The organism is Paraburkholderia phymatum (genome assembly GCF_038900715.1).
In the GTDB taxonomy this organism is placed as follows: Bacteria; Pseudomonadota; Gammaproteobacteria; order Burkholderiales; family Burkholderiaceae; genus Paraburkholderia; species Paraburkholderia phymatum_A.
This window is the reverse complement of record NZ_JAYMRZ010000002.1, coordinates 98160-117491: the sequence shown is the minus strand read 5'-3', so window position 1 is coordinate 117491 and position 19332 is coordinate 98160. Positions and strand designations below refer to the sequence as shown.

The 19332-nt window shown below is 63.0% G+C and carries 18 protein-coding genes; 12 read left to right on the top strand and 6 right to left on the bottom strand.

What is annotated here, in order from left to right:
* Positions 1-11 precede the first annotated feature (11 nt).
* The 9 genes from VSR68_RS03885 to VSR68_RS03845 all read left to right on the top strand — a co-directional run bounded on the left by VSR68_RS03885 (position 12) and on the right by VSR68_RS03845 (position 9336).
* A complete protein-coding gene (locus VSR68_RS03885; protein ID WP_342938529.1) occupies positions 12-1280 on the top strand; it encodes a hypothetical protein in 1269 nt (422 codons plus the stop codon).
* Between the two features lie 209 nt (positions 1281-1489).
* On the top strand, positions 1490-1987 hold the full coding sequence (locus VSR68_RS03880) for a 2,4'-dihydroxyacetophenone dioxygenase family protein (protein ID WP_342938969.1): 498 nt from the start codon (positions 1490-1492) through the stop codon (positions 1985-1987).
* 3 nt (positions 1988-1990) lie between these two features.
* On the top strand, positions 1991-2755 hold the full coding sequence (locus tag VSR68_RS03875; RefSeq protein ID WP_342938528.1) for an SDR family NAD(P)-dependent oxidoreductase: 765 nt from the start codon (positions 1991-1993) through the stop codon (positions 2753-2755).
* Between the two features lie 63 nt (positions 2756-2818).
* Positions 2819-4132 carry an MFS transporter gene (locus VSR68_RS03870; RefSeq protein WP_342938527.1) on the top strand — a complete coding sequence of 438 codons (1314 nt, stop codon included), beginning with the start codon at positions 2819-2821 and terminating at the stop codon, positions 4130-4132.
* 14 nt (positions 4133-4146) lie between these two features.
* Entirely contained in the window at positions 4147-4878 is a 732-nt protein-coding gene (locus VSR68_RS03865) for an SDR family NAD(P)-dependent oxidoreductase (protein WP_342938526.1), read from the top strand.
* Positions 4879-4963: 85 nt separating this feature from the next.
* Positions 4964-5773 carry an IclR family transcriptional regulator gene (locus tag VSR68_RS03860; protein ID WP_342938525.1) on the top strand — a complete coding sequence of 270 codons (810 nt, stop codon included), beginning with the start codon at positions 4964-4966 and terminating at the stop codon, positions 5771-5773.
* Between the two features lie 444 nt (positions 5774-6217).
* Complete coding sequence (locus VSR68_RS03855) at positions 6218-7612, top strand: 3-deoxy-D-arabino-heptulosonate 7-phosphate synthase (RefSeq protein ID WP_342938524.1); 1395 nt, start codon at positions 6218-6220, stop codon at positions 7610-7612.
* Positions 7613-7679: 67 nt separating this feature from the next.
* Positions 7680-8432: a class I SAM-dependent methyltransferase gene (locus VSR68_RS03850; RefSeq protein WP_342938523.1), complete on the top strand. Its 753-nt coding sequence runs from the start codon at positions 7680-7682 to the stop codon at positions 8430-8432.
* 139 nt (positions 8433-8571) lie between these two features.
* Entirely contained in the window at positions 8572-9336 is a 765-nt protein-coding gene (locus VSR68_RS03845; protein ID WP_342938522.1) for a hypothetical protein, read from the top strand.
* A gap of 65 nt (positions 9337-9401) precedes the next feature.
* On the opposite strand, the gene VSR68_RS03840 is transcribed toward VSR68_RS03845, so the two are convergent.
* The 4 genes from VSR68_RS03840 to VSR68_RS03825 all read right to left on the bottom strand — a co-directional run bounded on the left by VSR68_RS03840 (position 9402) and on the right by VSR68_RS03825 (position 13498).
* Complete coding sequence (locus VSR68_RS03840) at positions 9402-10079, bottom strand: carbonic anhydrase (RefSeq protein WP_342938521.1); 678 nt, start codon at positions 10077-10079, stop codon at positions 9402-9404.
* 18 nt (positions 10080-10097) lie between these two features.
* Positions 10098-11411 (bottom strand): DUF2254 domain-containing protein, encoded by a 1314-nt coding sequence (locus VSR68_RS03835; protein WP_342938520.1) that lies wholly within the window; start codon positions 11409-11411, stop codon positions 10098-10100.
* A 450-nt stretch (positions 11412-11861) separates the two neighbouring features.
* Positions 11862-13133 carry an RNA polymerase sigma factor gene (locus VSR68_RS03830; protein WP_342938519.1) on the bottom strand — a complete coding sequence of 424 codons (1272 nt, stop codon included), beginning with the start codon at positions 13131-13133 and terminating at the stop codon, positions 11862-11864.
* Complete coding sequence (locus VSR68_RS03825) at positions 13130-13498, bottom strand: YciI family protein (protein WP_342938518.1); 369 nt, start codon at positions 13496-13498, stop codon at positions 13130-13132. The genes VSR68_RS03830 and VSR68_RS03825 overlap by 4 nt, the downstream gene beginning before the upstream one ends.
* Before the next feature lie 596 nt (positions 13499-14094).
* On the opposite strand from VSR68_RS03825, the gene VSR68_RS03820 reads away from it, so the two are divergent.
* Positions 14095-15348, top strand: coding sequence for a GDSL-type esterase/lipase family protein (locus VSR68_RS03820; protein WP_342938517.1), 1254 nt, complete (start codon positions 14095-14097; stop codon positions 15346-15348).
* Between the two features lie 507 nt (positions 15349-15855).
* Complete coding sequence (locus VSR68_RS03815) at positions 15856-17109, top strand: serine hydrolase domain-containing protein (RefSeq protein WP_342938516.1); 1254 nt, start codon at positions 15856-15858, stop codon at positions 17107-17109.
* A 50-nt stretch (positions 17110-17159) separates the two neighbouring features.
* On the opposite strand, the gene VSR68_RS03810 is transcribed toward VSR68_RS03815, so the two are convergent.
* Positions 17160-17429 (bottom strand): hypothetical protein, encoded by a 270-nt coding sequence (locus tag VSR68_RS03810; RefSeq protein WP_342938515.1) that lies wholly within the window; start codon positions 17427-17429, stop codon positions 17160-17162.
* A gap of 360 nt (positions 17430-17789) precedes the next feature.
* Between VSR68_RS03810 and VSR68_RS03805 the strand changes: the two genes are divergently transcribed.
* Positions 17790-18356, top strand: coding sequence for a hypothetical protein (locus VSR68_RS03805; RefSeq protein WP_342938514.1), 567 nt, complete (start codon positions 17790-17792; stop codon positions 18354-18356).
* Between the two features lie 41 nt (positions 18357-18397).
* Here the strand turns inward: VSR68_RS03805 and VSR68_RS03800 are convergent, their stop codons facing one another.
* Positions 18398-19162 carry an alpha/beta hydrolase gene (locus tag VSR68_RS03800; RefSeq protein ID WP_342938513.1) on the bottom strand — a complete coding sequence of 255 codons (765 nt, stop codon included), beginning with the start codon at positions 19160-19162 and terminating at the stop codon, positions 18398-18400.
* Positions 19163-19332: the final 170 nt, after the last annotated feature.

Genomic DNA, 19332 nt, shown 5'->3' with positions numbered 1-19332 from the left:
CGAGTTAAAAAATGATTAAACGACGTCAATTTCTCGGCGGCCTTACGGCGCTCGGCGGTGCGTATCTTCTGAACGCGTATGGTCAGACTTCGGGGGTCGCAGGCGCGTCGCCGGAAGGGACGGCGATCCCTTCGGCTTCGTCCATTATCGACAAGAGGGGCTCGAAATGGACGGTGAGCAACGGTGTCATCTATCGCAATGGCAGTACCGTGGGCAACACGTACAACGTGTCGCTGCTGCTCTGGTACGGCGGAAAAATGTGGCACATCGGCACGGATGGACAGTTCTATGTGCACACCGATCTCGACAAATGGCTGCCGTGTAGCGATCCGCGCGCGATCGTCGGCGCTCCTCCGGGATCGTTTTACGGCATCAACGGGCATTTCGACTATACGTACACGCCGGCGCAACTCATCTCGATCCTGAAGAGCATGGGCGTCACGAATTATCGCGTCGGATGTTCCGACGACCCGAAGCAGGTGAATGCCGTCGTCAAACTCGCGCAAGCGTTCCAGCCGACTGGAATTTCGCTGCTCGTGCTGATCAATCACGGCATCTTCGATTCGAACGGCATCCTGTTTACCAGCGAATCTGCCGCATATAACCGCGGCTTGCAGGCTGCAATGACCATTGCCAATGCACTCAAGCCATACGGTGTCACCGTCTATGAATGCGGGAACGAACTGACGCGGCAGGTCCCGACCGTCCTCGACTTCACCAGCGCAGGCACCAAAGCGATCGACTTCAACAACCTGAACTGGCCCGTCATGCGCGGCGTGATGCGTGGAATGATCGACGGCGTAAAGGCTGTGCAGTCCAATGCGAAATGCGGCATCAACTTCTGTGTCGCGGATATCGGCGCAGCGGACGCGCTGTGGGACGGCATGCAACCGGATGGCTCCGGCGGCTATCCGAAGGTGCGCTGGGACATCACGACGTGGCACAACTACGAGGTGTACGGCGACATCTTCAACATCGGCATTGACGGCGCAGGCCCAGGATTCGACTTGCCGACGTATTGCAAGGCCCGCTATGGCGTGCCGTTCGTCATCACCGAATGGAACACGGGCCCGGAGAAATCGCAGGACTATCGCGCGAGCTACATCACGAGCACGCTCAACAACTTCTATCCGGCGCGCAAGACGCACAACATTCAGTCCGTGATGTACTACCTCCTCGATAGCGGAGACAACACGTTTGGCGTTATGACGAACGGAGTCACACTCAATCCGCCGTACAGCGCATTCGCGAATTTTGTGTCGGCCAATCCGGATACCTGACCTCAACGCAGACATCGCGTCCGTGTCATCCGTTTCCGCTCGCGTCGCGCGTGGAAACGGACGGGAGCAGCCCGGGTCAGAGCCATCCAGGCGCTTGACACGTTTCGCGAATCGTCCGACTATGTGTCCACAATACGAAGTGATTGTCCATAATATGGACGGCACACATAGGAGGCGAGGTGACAACCCAATCGCGTGGCGTCGATGCGATGACGCCCTATCAGCTTCCCAATCCGCCCGAAGCGTTGCGCGAAATCGTCGTCGAGTCCGCGATTCCGCAAGATGAACGACTATGGGTTCCGCAGGCCGAAAACGTCTGGTTCCGGCCACTGTGCCTGAACGTATCGAGTGGCTACTGGATGAACCTGCTGCGCGTGCGCAAGTCGGGCGTCCTGAGCCGGCATCGTCATCCGCAGGCCGTGCATGGGCTTGTGCTCAAAGGCCGCTGGCGCTATCTCGAGCACGACTGGGTGGCCACCGAAGGCAGCTATGTGTTCGAGCCGCCGGGCGAAACGCACACGCTGTATGTGCCGGAAGACGTCGAGGAAATGATCACGTACTTCCAGGTCAACGGCGTGATGTACTACTGCGATCCGTATGGCAAGCACACCGGCTACGAAGACGTGTTCACGAAGCTCGACATGTGCCGCGCGCACTACGAGCGCGTCGGCCTCGGCGCGAGCTACGTCGATCAGTTCGTGAGGTGAGCGGTGAGCGCGCCTTTCGAATTGCGCCGCGCATCGTATGACTTTTCAGGCGCCGTGGCCGTCGTCACGGGCGGCGCGCGCGGCATCGGCGCTGCGATTGCGCAGCGGCTCGCGGACTGCGGCGCATCGGTAGCCGTGTGGGATCGCGATGCAGAGTCAGCCGACGCCAGCACCCGCGATTCGCGCATCGCGCGCTTCGCCGTCGACATCACGGATCTCGCGTCCGTCGAGCGCGCCGCGAACGCAACGCTCGAACGCTTCGGCGGCATCGCTCTGCTCGTCAACAACGCGGGCTACGCGGGGCCGACGATGCCGCTGGAACAATACGATCCCGCCGAATGGTCGCGCATCGTCGACGTCAACCTGACCGGCACCTTCAATGTTTGCCGTCAACTGGTGCCCGCACTGCGCCGGGAGCGACACGCACGCATCGTCAACATCGCATCGCTTGCGGGCAAGGAAGGCACGCCGAACGCGTCGGCGTACAGCGCCGCGAAGGCCGGCGTGCTCGCGTTGACGAAGTCCTTGGGCAAGGAGCTTGCGCAAACGGGCGTGCTCGTCAATGCGATTGCGCCCGCGGCGGTGCGCACGTCGCTGCTCGAACAGATGTCGCCGTCGCACGTGCAGACGATGATCGACAAGAGCCCGATGACGCGTCTCGGCGAACCCGATGAAGTCGTCGAGCTCGCGCTGTGGCTCTGTTCGTCGTCGTGCTCGTTCAACACGGGCGCGGTGTTCGATTTATCCGGAGGCCGCGCCACTTACTGATTCGTCGTCGTCGACACACACCCTTCCACATAGACTCAAAAGAGCATTCGGAGGAGACAATACATGCAATCGAAGACCCCGCGCCTGCGGCGCATTCAATGGATCGCGCTGACGTTCCTGACGCTGGCGGGCATCGTCAATTATCTGGATCGCAGCACGCTGTCCATCGCCAATCATTCGGTGAGCACCGAACTGGGCCTCTCGGCTTCGCAGATGGGCTTGCTGTTGTCGGCATTTTCGTTTGCGTACGCGTTTTCGCAGCTTCCCGTGGGCGCGATGCTCGACCGCTTCGGCGCGCGCGTGATGCTCGGCCTCGGCATGTTCGTGTGGTCGTGCGCGCAGTTGTGCGGCGGCCTCGTTCACACGTTGCCGCAGTTTCTGGCGGCGCGCATTGCACTTGGCATCGGCGAGGCGCCGCAATTTCCTGCGGGCGCGAAAGTCGTCAGCGAATGGTACGCGCTGCGCGAGCGCGGGCGGCCGACGGGCATCTTCACGACCTCGTCGACGATCGGCCCCGCGCTCGCGCCGCCGATCCTCACGGTCCTGCTGCTGGCGTTCGGCTGGCGCTGGATGTTCGTCGTGATGGGCGTGCTCGGCATCGCAGTGGCGATCGGCTGGTACCTGATCTATCGCAATCGCGGCGACGTGACGCTCGAGCCGAACGAGGTCAGGCATCTGACGGAAGAAGAACCGCTCGCGCGCGCCGAACGCAAGATGACGTTCGCGGAATGGCGCGGCCTGTTTGCGTCCGCAACGACGTGGGGGATGATCTTCGGCTTCATGGGCGTCATCTACATGGTGTGGCTGTATCTGACGTGGCTGCCCGCATATCTCGAACACGAACGTCATCTGACGATTGCGAAGACGGGTTGGGTCGTGTCGATTCCATACATCTTCGGCACGCTCGGCATGCTGTCGAGCGGCTTTATCGCCGATGGCCTGATGGCGCGCGGCATGGCGCCGATGCGCAGCCGCAAGTGGCCGATCTGTTGCGGGCTGATCGGCGCGGCCGTGTTCACGGTGCCCGCCGCCTACACGCCGACGCTGACGCTCGCGATCGTCTATCTGTCGCTTGCGATGTACTTCGTGAATCTCGCGAGCGGCGCGGCGTGGGCGCTCGTCAGTGTCGCGACGCCGCGTCATCTGGTGGCGTCGCTGGGCAGCATCCAGAATTTCGGCGGCTATTTCGGCGGATCGTTTGCACCGTTCATCACGGGCATGGTCGTCGACCAGACGCACTCGTTCGTCAACGCGTTTCTGATCAGCGCGGGCGTGGCGTTCGCAGCGGCGCTCGTGTACATGTTCGTCGTGCGCGTGCCGATCGAGGACAAGGGCGAGCAAGGCGCCGCCGCGCAAGCCCGCGTGACCCAATCTTGAACTCGCACATCGACATGACGTTTCAACACGATCTGTTTGCAGGCAAGACAGCCGTCGTCACAGGCGGCACGCAGGGCATCGGCGCGGGCGTCGCGCGCTGTCTGGCCGCGCTCGGCGCGCGCGTGATCGCGGCAGCGCTCGCACCGACCGACGCGCAACGCAGCGCGCTTGCCGCCGATGGCATCGAGACCGCATCGCTCGACGTCGCATCGAAAGGCGATGTCGATGCGCTGTTCGCGTCGCTGACGTCGCTCGACATGCTGGTGAATTGTGCGGGCGTGATACGTCGCGGCGACGAACTCGATCCCGATGTGTTCGCGCAAGTGCTCGACGTGAACCTGACGGGCACGATGCGCGCGTGCGCAGCGGCTCGGCCGCTGTTGCGCGAGCGCGGCGGAGCGATCGTCAATACGGCTTCGATGCTGAGCTTTTTTGGCGGCGGGCTCGTGCCCGGCTATAGCGCGAGCAAGGGCGGCGTCGCGCAGTTGACGAAGTCGCTCGCGATTGCCTATGCGACCGACCGCATCCGCGTGAATGCCGTGGCGCCCGGCTGGATCGCGACGCCGCTTACGCAGGCGTTGCAGGACAACGACGAACGCTCACGGGCGATTCTCGAGCGCACGCCGCTCGGACGTTGGGGATCGCCCGACGATATCGGTCCCGCCGTCGCGTTTCTCTGTTCGCCGGGCGCGTCGTTCATCACGGGGACCGTGCTGCCCGTCGATGGAGGATACCTGGTCGCGTGACACCATCGCCGCCCATCGATGCTTAAACGGCGCGGCACGGCGGCTCGCTATAATCGCATCGCCTTTTTTCGTTCACGAAGCGATCATGTCCAATTCCGCCACCGATGCCATCGAAGCCGCGCGCGCGACGGGCACGGCCGCGTTCTCGAAGTTCATGTCGGTGCTGCAATTGATCGCCGATGCGAAGGATGCGCCGAGTGTGGCGCAACTGGCTGCGTCGAGCGGCTACCCGCGTCCGACGGTATATCGGATCGTCGGTGCGCTGATCGCTGAAGGGCTCGTCGTCGAGAGTCTGCGCGGCGGAACGTTCGAGCTGGGCCCGCGACTGATGATGCTCGCAAGCCGCAGCTGGGAGCGCTCCGACGTGCGCGTCGCCGCAGCGGACGCGTTGCAGGCGTTGCGCGACGCGACGCAGGAAACCGTGCATCTCGCCGTGCGCAGCGGCAGTGAGATGGTCTACATCGAAAAACTGGAGAGCCCGCACGCGGTGCGCATGGCATCGCGGATCGGCACGCGCGTGACGCTGTATTCGAGTTCTGTCGGCAAGGCGTATCTCGCTGCACTGAATCGCGCGTCGCGCGACGCGTTGCTCGAAGGCCTGACGCTCACACGCTTCACGCCCAACACGATCATCGAGCCCGCAGCGCTGCGCGCCGAACTGGATGCGACGCGCGAGCGCGGCTATGCGGAAGACCGCGAAGAAAACGAAGCGCAGATCTTCTGCTACGGATGCGCGATTCGCAGCGCGGACGGCCTGCCGATCGCGTGTATCAGCGTCAGCATTCCGCTGTTCAGGCGCAGCGAGACGCCGCTCGAAACCTACGTTGCGCCATTGCGTGCCGCGTGCGCGGCCGTTGCAAAAAGGCTGGGGCCGGCGCCTCGTGCGGCGGGTTGAGGCTGCGGGTCGGGTTCACGCCGGTCATAAGGCATGATGCGACACCGTCACCGTCACTCCGTTTTCGTCTTGTCCGGTTCCGGCTGCTGCTTCGGCTCGGCGCCGCGTTGCGTCGGCGCTCTCGTGCACGCATCCGGCGTTGCTACATACGGCACGTCATTGCAGCAGCATGCATAAACCGGAAATCCGTACTGGTTCGTGCGGATGATAGTCGTTGGCCCGTGCAGCGGGCACACCGCTTTCATGGTGCCTCCTGAAACTCGTGGGTCAATTCTTTCTATCGTACTCGCGGGTCGTCGGCCCGGCACGTCCCGTTGCAATTAGATGTAGCGTCGAAGTGGAGAATCGCCCGAAACGTCGTTACCATCGGTTCAGCCGTAGATCTGCTTACGGCGTTGACAAATGATCTGCGCCACTACAACGGCGGATACAGTCTCCATCGTCATGTCCCTGCTGCCATCGTCTCCGTTGATTGACCAAGTGTTGCGGACCGTCGCTCGGCGCTATCGTTTGCCGCCGTTCGCCGACGCACCTGATCAGACACCAAACGCCAGTCCATCGACGGCGCTCGCGATTGCAATCGAGCAGGCCCGCAGGGCAGTGGCGCGCGGAGAAGTGCCGCCCGAATCAGTGAAGCGCCTGTTCGTCGAAGCGCTCGCGCGCCTGATCCATGAAGCGAGGCGCGCGCAATCCGGCGATCCTGTTTTTCAGGCGATGGTACTTCGGCACCGGGCGGCGCAGGTGCAAGAGTACGCATCGCTGTCCGTTCACGCGGATCAGGATCGCCGTTCGATTCACGCGACCGTCAATGCGATCGCGCATCCGGGCAAACAGCAACGAATCCTGCCGGGTCCGCAACGTGACGCGCTGACGCAATTGCATGCGTATGCGTCGTCCTCGTCCTGGTCAGAACTCCACGATGCCGCGCGACGTCTGCTTCGCATGCCGGAGATCGCGAACGAATCGTCAGTCGGGCGCGGCTTGAGTCGACTACTCGACAGTCCTGCGTTGGAACGCTTGCAGCGTCTCGATGCGTTGGCGTCGGATGATCTCGTGCGTCAGTACCGATCGCTATGGGATCGGCACGGGCCTCGTCCGGGAAGTTCCAGCGCCGTTGCGCAAGGCGCTGCGTCGCAAAAGCGTGGCGCTGCCGTCGAAGCGTTGGCCGCACAGGCGCTTGAAGCGCTGGCTCGACGGCTCAACGAGACAGCCGGAGGTCGCGCGTCATATCGCGTCGTGACGTCGATGCGCGCGCCGCCTTCATTGCCCGCCAGCTCCGAGCGCGCCAAAACCGAATGGGACGTGGTCCTGCTAGGACGTGCGAACGCCGATGACGAAGCAGCCGTCTGGGACGTTTGCCTGCTCGTCGAAGCCAAGGCCTCAGTCGATGCCGCAACGACCGATCTCTCGCGGCTGCTGCGTGGATTGCGCCTGCTCGCACACGCCGATGAAGACATCGCTTATTCATTCGAGACGCGGCAAGGGAAGGTGCGTCTGCGCGGGGCGTCGCTGCGCGCGCTGACAACCGACGAGGCGGGTCTGACCAAAGCGGTTCTCTATTGTTGCGATGCGCCAGCGGAAACGTCGCCGCGCTTGCTTGGTGCCGCCAGCCGTATGCAGCTTTTGTCCGCGCAGGCGAGCCTCGAATTCGCGAGCGCCCTGGCGGACGGGCAACATGCAGATCCGCAAAACCTCGAGCCGGTCTGGCATCAGTTGCTGGCATCGCCTCGATGGCGTGCCGTGCTTCACCAGTATCCGATGCTGCGCCAGGTGCGTGACCTGATGGTACATACTGAAGATCTGCTCGCTGCGATCGACGGCGTGGCTGAAGACAGTTGATCACGTGTTGAGGGCGCCCATGACATCAACTTTCAATGTCCAGGCGGCGGCCGGCTATGAACAGCTGATGGGCCGCTGGAGCAAACGGCTCGCTCCGCTGTTCGTCGATTTCGCCGGGCTTCGCGATGGCGCTAGCGTTCTCGACGTCGGCTGCGGCACCGGCAGCCTGACGTTCGAGCTGGCGAAGAACGCCGGCCTCAAAGAAATCGCCGCAATCGACTACTCGAACGTCTTCGTCGAAGAGGCGATCCGGCGCAACACCGATCCGCGCATCAAGATCCAGCAGGCCGACGCCTGCGCATTGCCCTTCGAGGACGCACGCTTCGACGGTGCATTGGCCCTGCTCGTGCTGCATTTCGTGCCGGACAGCGGCAAGGCGGTGGCGGAGATGCGCCGCGTCGTGCGGCCGGGCGGCGTGGTCGCTGCCGTCGTGTGGGATCATCCCGGCGGCATGCCCGGCATGCGCATGATGGTGGACACGGTGGCCGCCCTCAGCGAATCCGGTCGCCAGTTGCGCAGCCGCTATTGCTTCCAGCCGATGATGCAGCCTGGCGAGATGAAGCAGACATTCATCGAGCAAGGACTCGCGGACGTCGAGGAAACGGATCTGATGGTCCGCATGGATTACCGGAACTTCGACGATTACTGGGCGCCCATTGCCGCGGGCGAGGGGCCGCTCGGTCAATACATGACGACACTCGATGCCGCCGAACGGGCGCGCACGGAGGCCGCCGTGCGGGACGCCTATGAAGCCGGTCGGTCCGACGGCCCGCGCTCGTTCGCCAATGTCGCCTGGGCGGTCCGCGGCATCGTGGGTTGAACGCCGCCGCTCTCTCAGGTGTATTGGACCAAAGACCAATATCAAAACCATCACGCGGTTATTAAGCTGATGCCGTAGAAAAATATTGCCGGACGAACGCCGACAGCGCCTGGCTGGAGGCCTTCATTGAGGGTTACGCATGACAGCATTCGTCGATCATCCGGCTATCCTGTTCATTGTGCTTCTGGTGCTCATGGTCACGGCAATCGCCTTTGGCGCATTCGTCCTCAGACGCATACCGGCGCTTTCCGGCGAGCACCCGGAAGACTTCAACATCGTGCAGACGTCGACGCTGACGTTGCTCGCATTGCTCATCGGATTCAGTCTCTCGATGGCGGTCAGCCGCTATGATCAGCGCAAGAATCTGGAGGAAAGCGAGGCGAACGCGATAGGCACCGAATACGCGCGTGCCGATCTGGCCGGTCCCGCCATCACCGTGCAGATGAAGGCCGCGCTGGTTCGCTATACCCGGCTCAGACGGGCCCACTATCTGACGAGAGACGCGCAGGAGATCGCGCGCAACGAGCGCGAGACGGCCGACCTTCAGTCCGAGTTATGGCGCCTCGCGGCGCGGGTGGCCACTGAAAACCCGACACCTGTTGCGGCCGTGATCGTCACGGGCATGAACGACGTGCTCAATTCGCAGGATTACTCCGAGGCGGCCCTTCTCAATCGCATTCCGATCGGCGCATGGGTCTTGATGATCGTGGTCGCGCTGTTCGGATGCGTGGTGCAGGGATACGGCGCAAAGGGTGATCTTCGAAGAGGCTTGCTCATCGCAATCTTGCCGATGACGGTTGCGTTGTCGCTTGCGCTCATCGCGGATATCGACAGTCCGCGAGGCGGGATCATCCACGTTCAGCCGCAGAACCTCGCGAGGCTTCTGCAATCGCTCGGGACATGACGCCTGTTCGGCGTGCCGCGTGGACGCCCGCCATGATGTCCTTACCGCTTCACCGCTTCACAGCTTCACCGCGCTCGCGCGGCAAGGCGCGCGATCATGCGTTCAGCCATCGCGCGGTCGATGACTTCGAACGAGCGTGTCGTGCGCTCATACGCATACATGTCGCCTGTCGCGATATCGAACCACCAGCCGCTCAATACCAATGCCCCGGCCGTGACCTGCTGGTGGACGATCGGATATGTCATCAGATGCTCGAGCTGCACGAGCACGTTGAGTTGCGACAATTGATCGTGCCGTTTCAGCCTGCCATCGAGTGGACCTTCGTGTTCGAGGCGAAACGCTGCATTGTTGGCGTGGTAAAGCCATTTATCGAGGTTCGGCGCTTTCAGCCTGGCGTTGCGTGTATAGACGGCTTTCATCGCGCCGCACTCGGAATGCCCGCACACGACGATATTCGCGACTTTCAGCACCAGCACCGCATACTCGATCGCGCTTGCCTCGGATAGGTCGCCCGTGGACGTTCCCTCCGCAGTCGCCGGTGGTATCAGGTTGCCGACGTTACGCATCGTGAACAGATCGCCCGGATGGGTCGAGGCCAGCAGGTCCGGTACAACCCGGCTGTCCGAGCACGTGATGAAGAGGGCATCGGGCGTCTGCGCAAGTGCCAGTTTGCTGAACTGCTTCGCGTATTGCGGCAGCATGTTCTCGCGGAATTCAACGATGCCCATGATGAGCTTGCGCATGGCACGCCTCCGAAAGCGCTATTTGTTTGCAGTGGAGGCAGCCGAACCTCCAAGCCCTTGCGAGTCGGGGATACGGGCCAACGCCAGGTCCTCGGGGAACGGATGCTTCGACGCGATTGCGCGATCGAGCAATATCAACTCGACGCGCAACGCCTCATGACGATGCTCCGGCAGGCTCTGGATGAGGTTCTCTATCGCCGCGCGCAGACGCCGCGCGATTTGAATGCTGCCCACGCCACACTGGCGAATCTCGCGAAAACTGATATGCACGAAGTCTTCCCAATTGGGCGTCCGCAAGATCACGCGCACCTGTCCCGACTTATCCATGATCTCTTCGACGTGCAGGGACCGTTTGCCCACCATGCGCAATAGCCGGTGCAACTGGTCGATCGCGAGCACGGCCGTGGTCGGATCGTTGATCGCCGCCGACAACGCCTTCAGCGCAATATCGACGAGGATGCGAAACGCGAACATCGGGTCCTGCTCGATCGTGCGTTCCGTCCCGAAAGCGACGAGCGTGCGCAGCCTGTCGTCGTTAATGGCATCGGCGTTGCCGTATAGATAGAACAAGGGATCGTCCACCGCGACGAAATCGCCGACTTGCGGCACGAATTCGATGACTACGCCCGTGCGCCGCGCCTTGGCCACCAGCAACTCCAGATTCACGGCCAGAACGATGCCGGACGTTCCGCGCTGACGAATGATGTGGTCGGGTATGCCTCGCTCCTTGTCGCGTTCCGGCTGGGTAATCGCACCCGTGGTCGGAGCGGGATAAACGCTCTCGATGACGGCGATCCCTTGCGCGCCGACGCGAGCCACAAGGCTGACGGGACGCAGTGATTTCGCGGCGTAATCGATCAGGAAGAGGAAAGCGACGACGGAAGCGAATCCGCAAAGCGCCGCGATGAACACTTGAAGCTGGTGTACTTCGTTCTCGCCCATCCAGCCGAGCGTCCTGTTGGCGAACAGCAGTGAGAAAACAAAAAGCCCCGAGATGCTGCGGATGATGTTGTCGCGCAGCAGCGTCGTCGCGATGATCCGTGGCGTGTACTGCCCGCCCGCGACCTGGATCGCGACCAGCAGCGAGCCGAACGTAAACACCAGGAACGCCAGGTCTGCGGAAACGATGTCGCCGACCAGCGACCGCGCCCCCGTCATGGACAGCCCGAGAAAGCCGGTTTTCGGATCAAGGAATCCCTGACTGATCATCCACCGTCCCGCCAATTCAGTGAGGGGCTTTAGCACGGCATAGATCGCGACTGCGATGAGCGGCACAGTCCACAGCGAAGTTCTCAGGTAGCTCTTCAAGCTGTACCAGCGATTCCAGTCCATGTTTGCTCTCCCTACGATTCACGTTGCGGCGGAGACCAAGGTATTCGCGGGTCACCAGGTGGCATGCGAACGAGGCTTCCCTCGCGCGCACGCGCGGCTGAGCTTGCTCGCGGTCACTTCCTTCCGTGTCATCTCGGGATCGCGGTCGGCGCCATTCCAGTGCTGTCCGATCGCACGGCTTGAGGCTGGATTGCCGCCGGCCTCGACCCGCTCGATGAACTGAATCCGCCGGTCATGGGGAGTTCCGCTGGCGCGGACCAGGTCACGGACGCGTGAACCTTTCCGCCAATCAGACACGCGAACTTTGGGACGGTCAATGAGACTTTGGTCCAATAGATCGGGGACGTCGACTTTGCAAAAAAGCGCGTCGATGGGGCGGGTGTTTCGTGTCGACCAAGGCGCGTTAGTTGACGGCTTGCCAGCTCGCATGGCAAACGCAACGCGCTGTTTCTAGCTGCTCGACGACGATGACAGCGCCGTGCGCTTGCGCTGCAAAAAGCGCCGCACGGCCGGATCGCGTTCGAGGCCGATCGCGAGCTCGTAAGCACCGAGCGCTTCGGCCGTCGCGCGAGCACGCGCGAGCAGATCGGCGCGCGCGGCCCAATACGGCTGATAGTCGGCCAGCCGCGGATCGTCGGCATACGGTTCGAGCGCGTCGAGCGCCGCCTGCGGGCCGTCGCGTTCCGCAAGCGCGAGCGCGCGGTTCACCGCGACCACGGGCGACGCTGCAATCGCGAGCAGCGCGTCATAGAGTTGCACGATCTCATCCCAGTTCGCGCGATGGGTCCGGCAGCGATACACGTGCGCCGACTGCAACGCGGCTTCCAGCTGAAAGCGTCCGATTGCGTTGAAGGCGTTCGCGCGCCGCAGCAATGCGTCGGCGGCGTCGATCATCGGCGCGTTCCACGTCGCCGGGTCTTGAGCGGACAGCGGCACATAGTCGCCGGCCGCATCGCGTCGCGCGTCGCAACGCGCCTGCGCGTACAGCATCAGCGCGAGCAGACCCAGCGTCTCCGGCTCTTCGGGCAGCAGCTCGACGAGCAGTTGCGCAAGAAAGAGCGCCTCGCCGGTGAGATCGCGCCGCCCGGTATCGCCGCCGACCGGGTCGGTCCAGCCTTCCGCATACGTCGCGTAGACGGCTTCCAGCACGGCAGCGAGCCGGCCGGGCAACTCCTCGCGCTCGGGCATGCTGAACGGTATGCCCGCTTCGCGAATCTTGTTCTTCGCGCGCACGAGGCGCTTGCTCATCGCGGACGGCGACATCAGGAACGCCGACGCAATCGTCTTCGCTTCGAGTCCCAGCACCACCTGCAGCATCAGCGGCGTGCGAATCGCGGCTTCGAGCGCGGGGTGCGTGCACGCGAACAGCAGCGCAAGCCGCCGGTCGGGTAACGCGCCTGCTTCGTGCTCGTCGATCTCGTCGGCGAGGATCGCAAGCTGGTTCGCCACTTCGCCGCCGATTCGGTGATGGCGCGCGCCGTCGATCGCCCGGCGGCGCGCAACCGTCATCAGCCACGCTTCGGGATTCGCGGGGCAGCCGCGCTCCGGCCAGTCGGCGAGCGCGGCCGCAAAGGCGTCGGCCAGCGCGTCCTCGGCTGCGGCGACGTCGCGCGTGCGCATCGCCAGCAGCGCGACGAGCTTGCCGTAGCTGCGGCGAGCGACCGCCTCGGCAATCGAACGTGCGGCGCCGTCAGCGTCGCGGCCGCAGCCGGACAGACTCATGCAGACGGCGCATCGTAGGGAGCGGTCCAGACGGGTCGCACTTCCATCATGCCGTGCGCCGCGCCGGGACAACGCGACGCCCACGCGATCGCCGCGTCCAGGTTGGGCACGTCGATCAGATAGTAGCCGGCGAGCTGCTCCTTCGAATCGGAATACGGTCCGTCGAGCACCTGCGGCTTGCCGTCGACGAGCCGCACCGTGGTCGCCGTATTCGTATGCTGTAGCCGGTTGGCGCCCACGAGCGCCTCGGCTTTTTTCAACGATTCGGTGTACGCCTGATACGCGGCGACGCCTTGCTGCCGCTCGCCGTCGGTCATCTGGCTCCAGCGGTTTTCTTCGGAATAGATCATCAACAGGTATTGCATTTGAGCCTCCGTCATGGGGTTGAGGCGGTCGATCACATCGGGCCGCCTTCACAATGACGCACGGGCCGCTCGCTGACGGACAGGCGGCGTTGAAAAAATCGCGTACTGGCCTTGTTCGTTCGTCTCGGTGGAAGCCTGCGCGCGGGCACTTCAGACAAGCTCGCCGTTCCCGCGCAGCTGCCGGAACACCACACCGCGCCGGCAAAAGTCAGATGTTGATCGGTTCGTGAACGGACTACCACCAAGCCATAAAGGTAACTGAATGGGCACGCCTTTGCGCAGATGCACGCTGCGGTACGCACCATTCTTTGGCGAGGCCGCTATCGATTTGCCGCCTCCTTCTTCTCCGTTTCCATCCAGAGCCGGGCACAAAACGGTCTCTGCACATTCGATCTTCACTCAGTCGCGCAATATGGCCTGCGCGGCAGGCCCTGGATCTCGCACCCGCGTCCGCAAGCTGACCGTAGACGGCGCTAATCGGTGAATTTCCGGCGCAACAACACCTGCGGGTATGAAAGGTGCTGACTTTATCGAAGCGATTGTTCGCGTGCAGGTTGACGTTCTTGCGGTTCGCACGACCGCTTCGAGAGGCACCCATGGACCAGTTGCAGCGCTTGGCCGATATTACTCGCGCGTGGCCTCGACGCGCGCTGATCGCGTTTTTCGCGGTGGCCTGTCTTTCCTGTGGCGGGGGTGGTGGAGGCGTGTCTGATAGCTCGGCATCCGTCGGCACGTCATCGATCCCGTGGGTCGGTACCTGGGCTGTCGCACCATGGGTCACCGATGCACCGGGCTTTAACAACGAGACCGTGCGTCAGATTGTGCACACCAGCATTGGCGGGTCTGCCGTGCGTGTGCAGCTGTCGAACCTTTACGGGAGCGAGGCAGTCGTGCTCGGCAACGTTTATGTTGCCCTGCGCGATCGCGGTCCCATGACGGTCGCCAGCAGCACCAGAACCGTGACGTTCGGCGGCCAACAAAGCGTGACGCTGCCCGCGGGCGCGTCAATCGCAAGCGACCCTGTTTCCTTCGACGTGCCGCCACTCGCGGATATTGCCGTGAGCCTGTATCTGCCCGGCGCAGCGCCGCCGCGCCCGACGGGTCACGACGGCTCGCTACAGGACGTCTATGTCGCGCCGGGCAACGTCGGCGCCGATCCGGCTTTCACCGGTTCCACCACTAACCCCGCCGGTCAGGCCTACTATTTTTTGACGAACGTCGATGTCCAGAACGCGCACGCAACGGGCGCCGTGGTGGCATTCGGTGGATCGGTCACCGAGGGGCGCGCATCCAGCAGCAACACTAATCACCGCTGGCCGAACGATCTTGCCGTGCGCCTGTTCAACGCCGGCATGGCGATCGGTGTACTGAACGAGGGAATCAGTGGCAACACCTTTTTCAGCGATGGCGGCGGTGAAGCCGGCCTCAAGCGCTTCGATCGCGACGCGTTGGGCCAGCCGGGAGTGAAGTGGATCATCGTCTCCGACGATGCCGTCAATGACCTCAACAGCCCGGCGCCATCCAGCGCACAGGATCTGATCGGCGCGTTTCAACAGTTGATCGCCCGTGCGCATCGGGTCGGCGTCAAGGTTGTCTGCTCTACGCTCACACCGTTTCGCGGCACGCCGTTCTGGACGCCTGCGATCGAATCTGCGCGAGGACAGATCAACGCGTTTGTGCTGAGTCCGTCGAGCGGCTGCGATGCCGTGCTGGACCAGGCTCGCGCCGTGAGCGATCCCGCTGACGCAGCCTCCTTTCTGCCGGCTTTTAACAGTGGCGATAACCTGCATCCGAACGATGCTGGCATGCAGGCGATCGCCGACGCATTGGACCTCAATAGCCTCAAGTGATGACGTCGGCGTGGGCTTCTCTTCCTGCGCGCATTCTCAACAAAGGACGCCGGCCGTCCGGGCGCGGTTGTTAGCGTCGAACTTCCTGGCGCGGTCATCTTGAGGCATTGGGTTGGCTTGCAATACGGTCGCCCGAATCTCTCGCCCGTATTCGAATTTGGCGCAATTCGCGCGACGTCGATTCCGCAATGCAGGGCGGCGTACCGGCTGCCTGGTTTCCGCTCATCTAACGAAGCCCTCTTAAGTTTCTGCTGCAAAGGCAATACGCCGAACGCGGCAGCCGATTCCTGCTTCCGTGAATTGCACGCCCGATTTGCAATTCACATCCTATAGTTGTTCAGCACGCACGGAAAAAGAACGAAAGGCGATAGCCCCGAAAGCCGAAGTGCAGCGCGCTCTCCTCAGGTTTGTCCGTTTCGGTAAGCGCCCGCTCGTGAAGCAGCCTGTATCCAGCGATGCTGTACCGGCCATCGCGACATGGCGCCAGGATCATGAAGGGAAAAATCAATGGCAACTTCCCGCTTTGTTACGTACTCAGCGCGCGTGCTTTCGCGTGGCCTGTATGCGGTTGTATTGGCAACTGCAATCGGCGTGGCGGTGCCCGGTTGCGGCGGTGACGACACGCCAGCATCGGGCGAGCCGGCATTCGCTACCGCAGCGCGCCCGCAGATCAACGCATTGCTCGCGGACACGATGACGTCGGGTGCCGTCGTGTATGTGCAATCGCCGAACGGCGACTGGCTCGAATCGTTCGGAACGGCAGTGCGAGGCACGAACACGCCGATACCGACGACCGCTCACTTTCGCGTCGGCAGCGTGACGAAAACTTGGACTGGCACGGTGATTCTGCAACTCGTGCAGGAAGGGGCGCTAAAGCTGAGCGATCCCATCGGCAAATACATCGCGAACGTGCCCAACGGCGACCAGATCACGATCGAACAGTTGCTGACGATGCGCAGCGGCCTCTACAACTATTCGACCAGTCTCGCGTTCAACCAGACGCTCGATTCGCAGCCGAACAAAGTGTGGACCACCACGGAACTGCTGAACATCGGGTTTGGCCAGCCGGTGTATTTCGCACCAGGGGCGGATTTTCGCTATTCGAACACGAACACAGTGTTGCTTGGACTCGTCATCGAGCAGCTAACGGGGATGAGTGCCGCAGACGCAATGAAGGCGCGTCTTTTTGCGCCGCTCGGCTTGACCGATACGTTGCTTCCGCCGCAGGACGACACGTCGTTGCCTGCGCCGTCGCCGCATGGCTACCAGTGGGGTACCAATGCCGAGACGGCGGATAGCGACGCGCTATCCCCTGAGCGTCAGGCGGCCGCGAAGAACGGGACGTTGCAACCCACCGATGTGACGGGCGTGAACACATCCTGGGCCTGGACTGCCGGCTCAGGCATCTCGACCGTGAAGGAACTGGCGGCGTACGTGCAACGGATGGTGGGCGGCGGCTATCTGAACGCCGATCTGCAGGCACAACGGCTCGCCAGTTGCCAGTCGGTCCAGCCGTCGGACCCGATGGCGGCCAGTTACTGCCTCGGCCTGGCCAAATTCGGCACGTTTTACGGGCACACGGGCGAAATACCCGGCTTCAATACGTTCATGGGCTACGATCCTGCAACGAAAACGACAATCGTCACGTGGGCGACGACGGCTGCGGCGCCCGATGGCCGCCCGCCCGCGAATTTCATCGCGCGGATTCTCATGGGAGAACTCAGCAAGGCATCGGAAGTGCCGAGCGAGGGGCGGCCTTAGCTGAAGCGATGCGGCGGGCTGTCGCATGGATTTGATGATGTGCGCAGCCGTCAAGACGCGTCGCGAGCACGCGACTTGTGCCCGACAGCATCGAGCGCCGCCACCATCTCGGCGGCTGCCTTCTGCGACTCCGGCACGTAGCGCCGCGTTGCGTCCGCGAGACTCAACGCGAGCGACAGAAACACGACGCTCAGACTCGCGGGCACGCGCTCGTGCGACACGATCGCCACCGCGACGGCGCTGATCTTCGCCTGCGCGGCCCAGTCGCCATGATGCGAGCCGAAGCCGTCATCGCGCACGCGCTTGGCGAGACTCCGCACGAGCGCATCGTTTTTCGCGAGCGCCCGCTGATCCTCACCGCCCGCGCCCGAACGCGACGGGCACTCGCTAAGCCATATGAAAGACCGATGTTCCGGCAACCAACCGGCATGTCGAACGACTTGGGCTAAGTAACCGTTAAGCATTGGACGCTAGACTCCGAATCGATAGTAGCGATGGAGGGGGTATCCACGCGGATGGTCAAGAGCCGGTCGAACATGGCGACGTGGTTGAACTCGCCGGCAGTGACCATTTTTCCCGGGCCCGGACAATGTGCCGGGCTTCTTTTTTTGGATTCGACTGGCAAGCACCCATGCCCGCGATCAGGCGGCGACGGCGTTCCGCGCCGTCGTGAATCAATCGTGAATCGCGTCGCGGCACGCGATAAAACCGATCCGGCGATCGTGCTCGGCGCGGGCGTGGCGACGGCTTTCGGCTGCACGATCGCGGGCAGGATCGACGAGGGCACCGTGCTCGGCCTCGTCGAAGCGCTGATCGACGCGGGCGCGGGCGAAATCACCATCGCCGATACCGTCGGCTATGCGAACCCCTCGCAGGTCAATGCGCTGATGCGTCAGGTGATGAAGCTGGCGGGCCCGCTTCCCGTTGCGTGCCATTTCCACGACACGCGCGGCCTCGGCCTCGCCAACGTGATGGCCGCGCTCGACGCGGGCGTGCGCGCTTTCGATGCGTCGCTCGGCGGCCTCGGCGGATGCCCGTTCGCACCGAACGCGACGGGCAACATCAACACGGAAGACACGGTGTTCATGCTCGAAGCGCAGGGCATGAAGACGGGCGTCGACATCGGCAAGCTGCTCGCGATTCGCGAGACCATCGCCGGATGGTTGCAGGGGGAACCGTTCACGGGCGCAATCGCGCGCGCCGGATTGCCCAAGACATTCGGGCAGGCGGAGGCGCTGGCCGTCTGAAAGCGCTTTACGAGGCAACGCGGCTTGCTCGCGTTGCCTCGTTATGATTTTTCCGCGAGCCGTTCCAGCAGATCGACTAGCAGGTCGGGGGCGAGCACCATCGCGTCGTGGCCAGTGTCGATCGTTTCCCAGTTCCAGCCGGGCAAGGTCTTGATGTGTTCGCGCACGGGTGCGAGCGTGTCATACGAAGGGCTCGCGCAGTGTACGTAGGTGCGGGGCAGTCCGTTGCCCAGCGGATGCTTCAGCGTGAGGGGCGTCGTATAAGTCGCGAGCGGATGCGGCGTGAGCCGGCGGCGCACCCAGTCGGCGAGCGGATGATCGTCCGGGATGCCCGTGCCCTTCAGTCCATTGACGGGCATCGCCAGATGCTGGCCGCTTGCCTTCACCGAGTCCATGCGCTCTTCGACGACGCTTTTCGGCAGCACGTCGAAGGCCGCTTTTCCGTTCTCGACGAGCAGACTGTCGAGCAACACGAGCGAGCGGATCGCGTGAGGCATCCGGTCCGCCACGCCGGAAGCGACGAGCCCGCCGAAGCTGTGGCCTACCAGGATCACATCGCTCAGTTCCTCCGCTTCGATGAGATGCTCGATGTCGTTGATCGAGACATCGAGCGAAGTGGCCGCTTCGACCAGATGACGACGCTCGCCGAGGCCGGTCAGCGTCGGCGCAAACGCGCGATGACCTCGCCCGACGAGACGATCGACGACGAAGCGCCAGCACCAGCCGCCGTGCCACGCGCCGTGAATTAGCAGAAAGGTGTGAGTCGTTGTGCGGGTGCAAGCGTGAGGTGTTGTTCCGCTCGGCATGGTGTCAAGGGCCTCGATTGTTGTCTCGCTGAATCTTATCGTGCATCGTTCAGGCGTCGCGAGTTCGATCGAACGGTGAGCGTGCGCGCCTGGTGGAATCAGGATGACTGATATGCGGCGACGTTGGTTCCCGTTGGTTCCCGTTGGGACGGGGCGTTTTATAGAAGGCC

Bases quoted from the DNA above. Each gene is read 5' to 3' on its own strand.
- VSR68_RS03850 (WP_342938523.1), top strand. From the start codon at position 7,680: ATGGGCCGCTGGAGCAAACGGCTCGCTCCGCTGTTCGTCGATTTCGCC.
- VSR68_RS03840 (WP_342938521.1), bottom strand. From the start codon at position 10,079: ATGCGCAAGCTCATCATGGGCATCGTTGAATTCCGCGAGAACATGCTG.
- VSR68_RS03855 (WP_342938524.1), top strand. From the start codon at position 6,218: ATGTCCCTGCTGCCATCGTCTCCGTTGATTGACCAAGTGTTGCGGACC.
- VSR68_RS03885 (WP_342938529.1), top strand. From the start codon at position 12: ATGATTAAACGACGTCAATTTCTCGGCGGCCTTACGGCGCTCGGCGGT.
- VSR68_RS03870 (WP_342938527.1), top strand. From the start codon at position 2,819: ATGCAATCGAAGACCCCGCGCCTGCGGCGCATTCAATGGATCGCGCTG.
- VSR68_RS03830 (WP_342938519.1), bottom strand. From the start codon at position 13,133: ATGAGTCTGTCCGGCTGCGGCCGCGACGCTGACGGCGCCGCACGTTCG.
- VSR68_RS03865 (WP_342938526.1), top strand. From the start codon at position 4,147: ATGACGTTTCAACACGATCTGTTTGCAGGCAAGACAGCCGTCGTCACA.
- VSR68_RS03800 (WP_342938513.1), bottom strand. From the start codon at position 19,162: ATGCCGAGCGGAACAACACCTCACGCTTGCACCCGCACAACGACTCAC.
- VSR68_RS03815 (WP_342938516.1), top strand. From the start codon at position 15,856: ATGGCAACTTCCCGCTTTGTTACGTACTCAGCGCGCGTGCTTTCGCGT.
- VSR68_RS03835 (WP_342938520.1), bottom strand. From the start codon at position 11,411: ATGGACTGGAATCGCTGGTACAGCTTGAAGAGCTACCTGAGAACTTCG.
- VSR68_RS03860 (WP_342938525.1), top strand. From the start codon at position 4,964: ATGTCCAATTCCGCCACCGATGCCATCGAAGCCGCGCGCGCGACGGGC.
- VSR68_RS03880 (WP_342938969.1), top strand. From the start codon at position 1,490: ATGACGCCCTATCAGCTTCCCAATCCGCCCGAAGCGTTGCGCGAAATC.
- VSR68_RS03845 (WP_342938522.1), top strand. From the start codon at position 8,572: ATGACAGCATTCGTCGATCATCCGGCTATCCTGTTCATTGTGCTTCTG.
- VSR68_RS03825 (WP_342938518.1), bottom strand. From the start codon at position 13,498: ATGCAATACCTGTTGATGATCTATTCCGAAGAAAACCGCTGGAGCCAG.
- VSR68_RS03820 (WP_342938517.1), top strand. From the start codon at position 14,095: ATGGACCAGTTGCAGCGCTTGGCCGATATTACTCGCGCGTGGCCTCGA.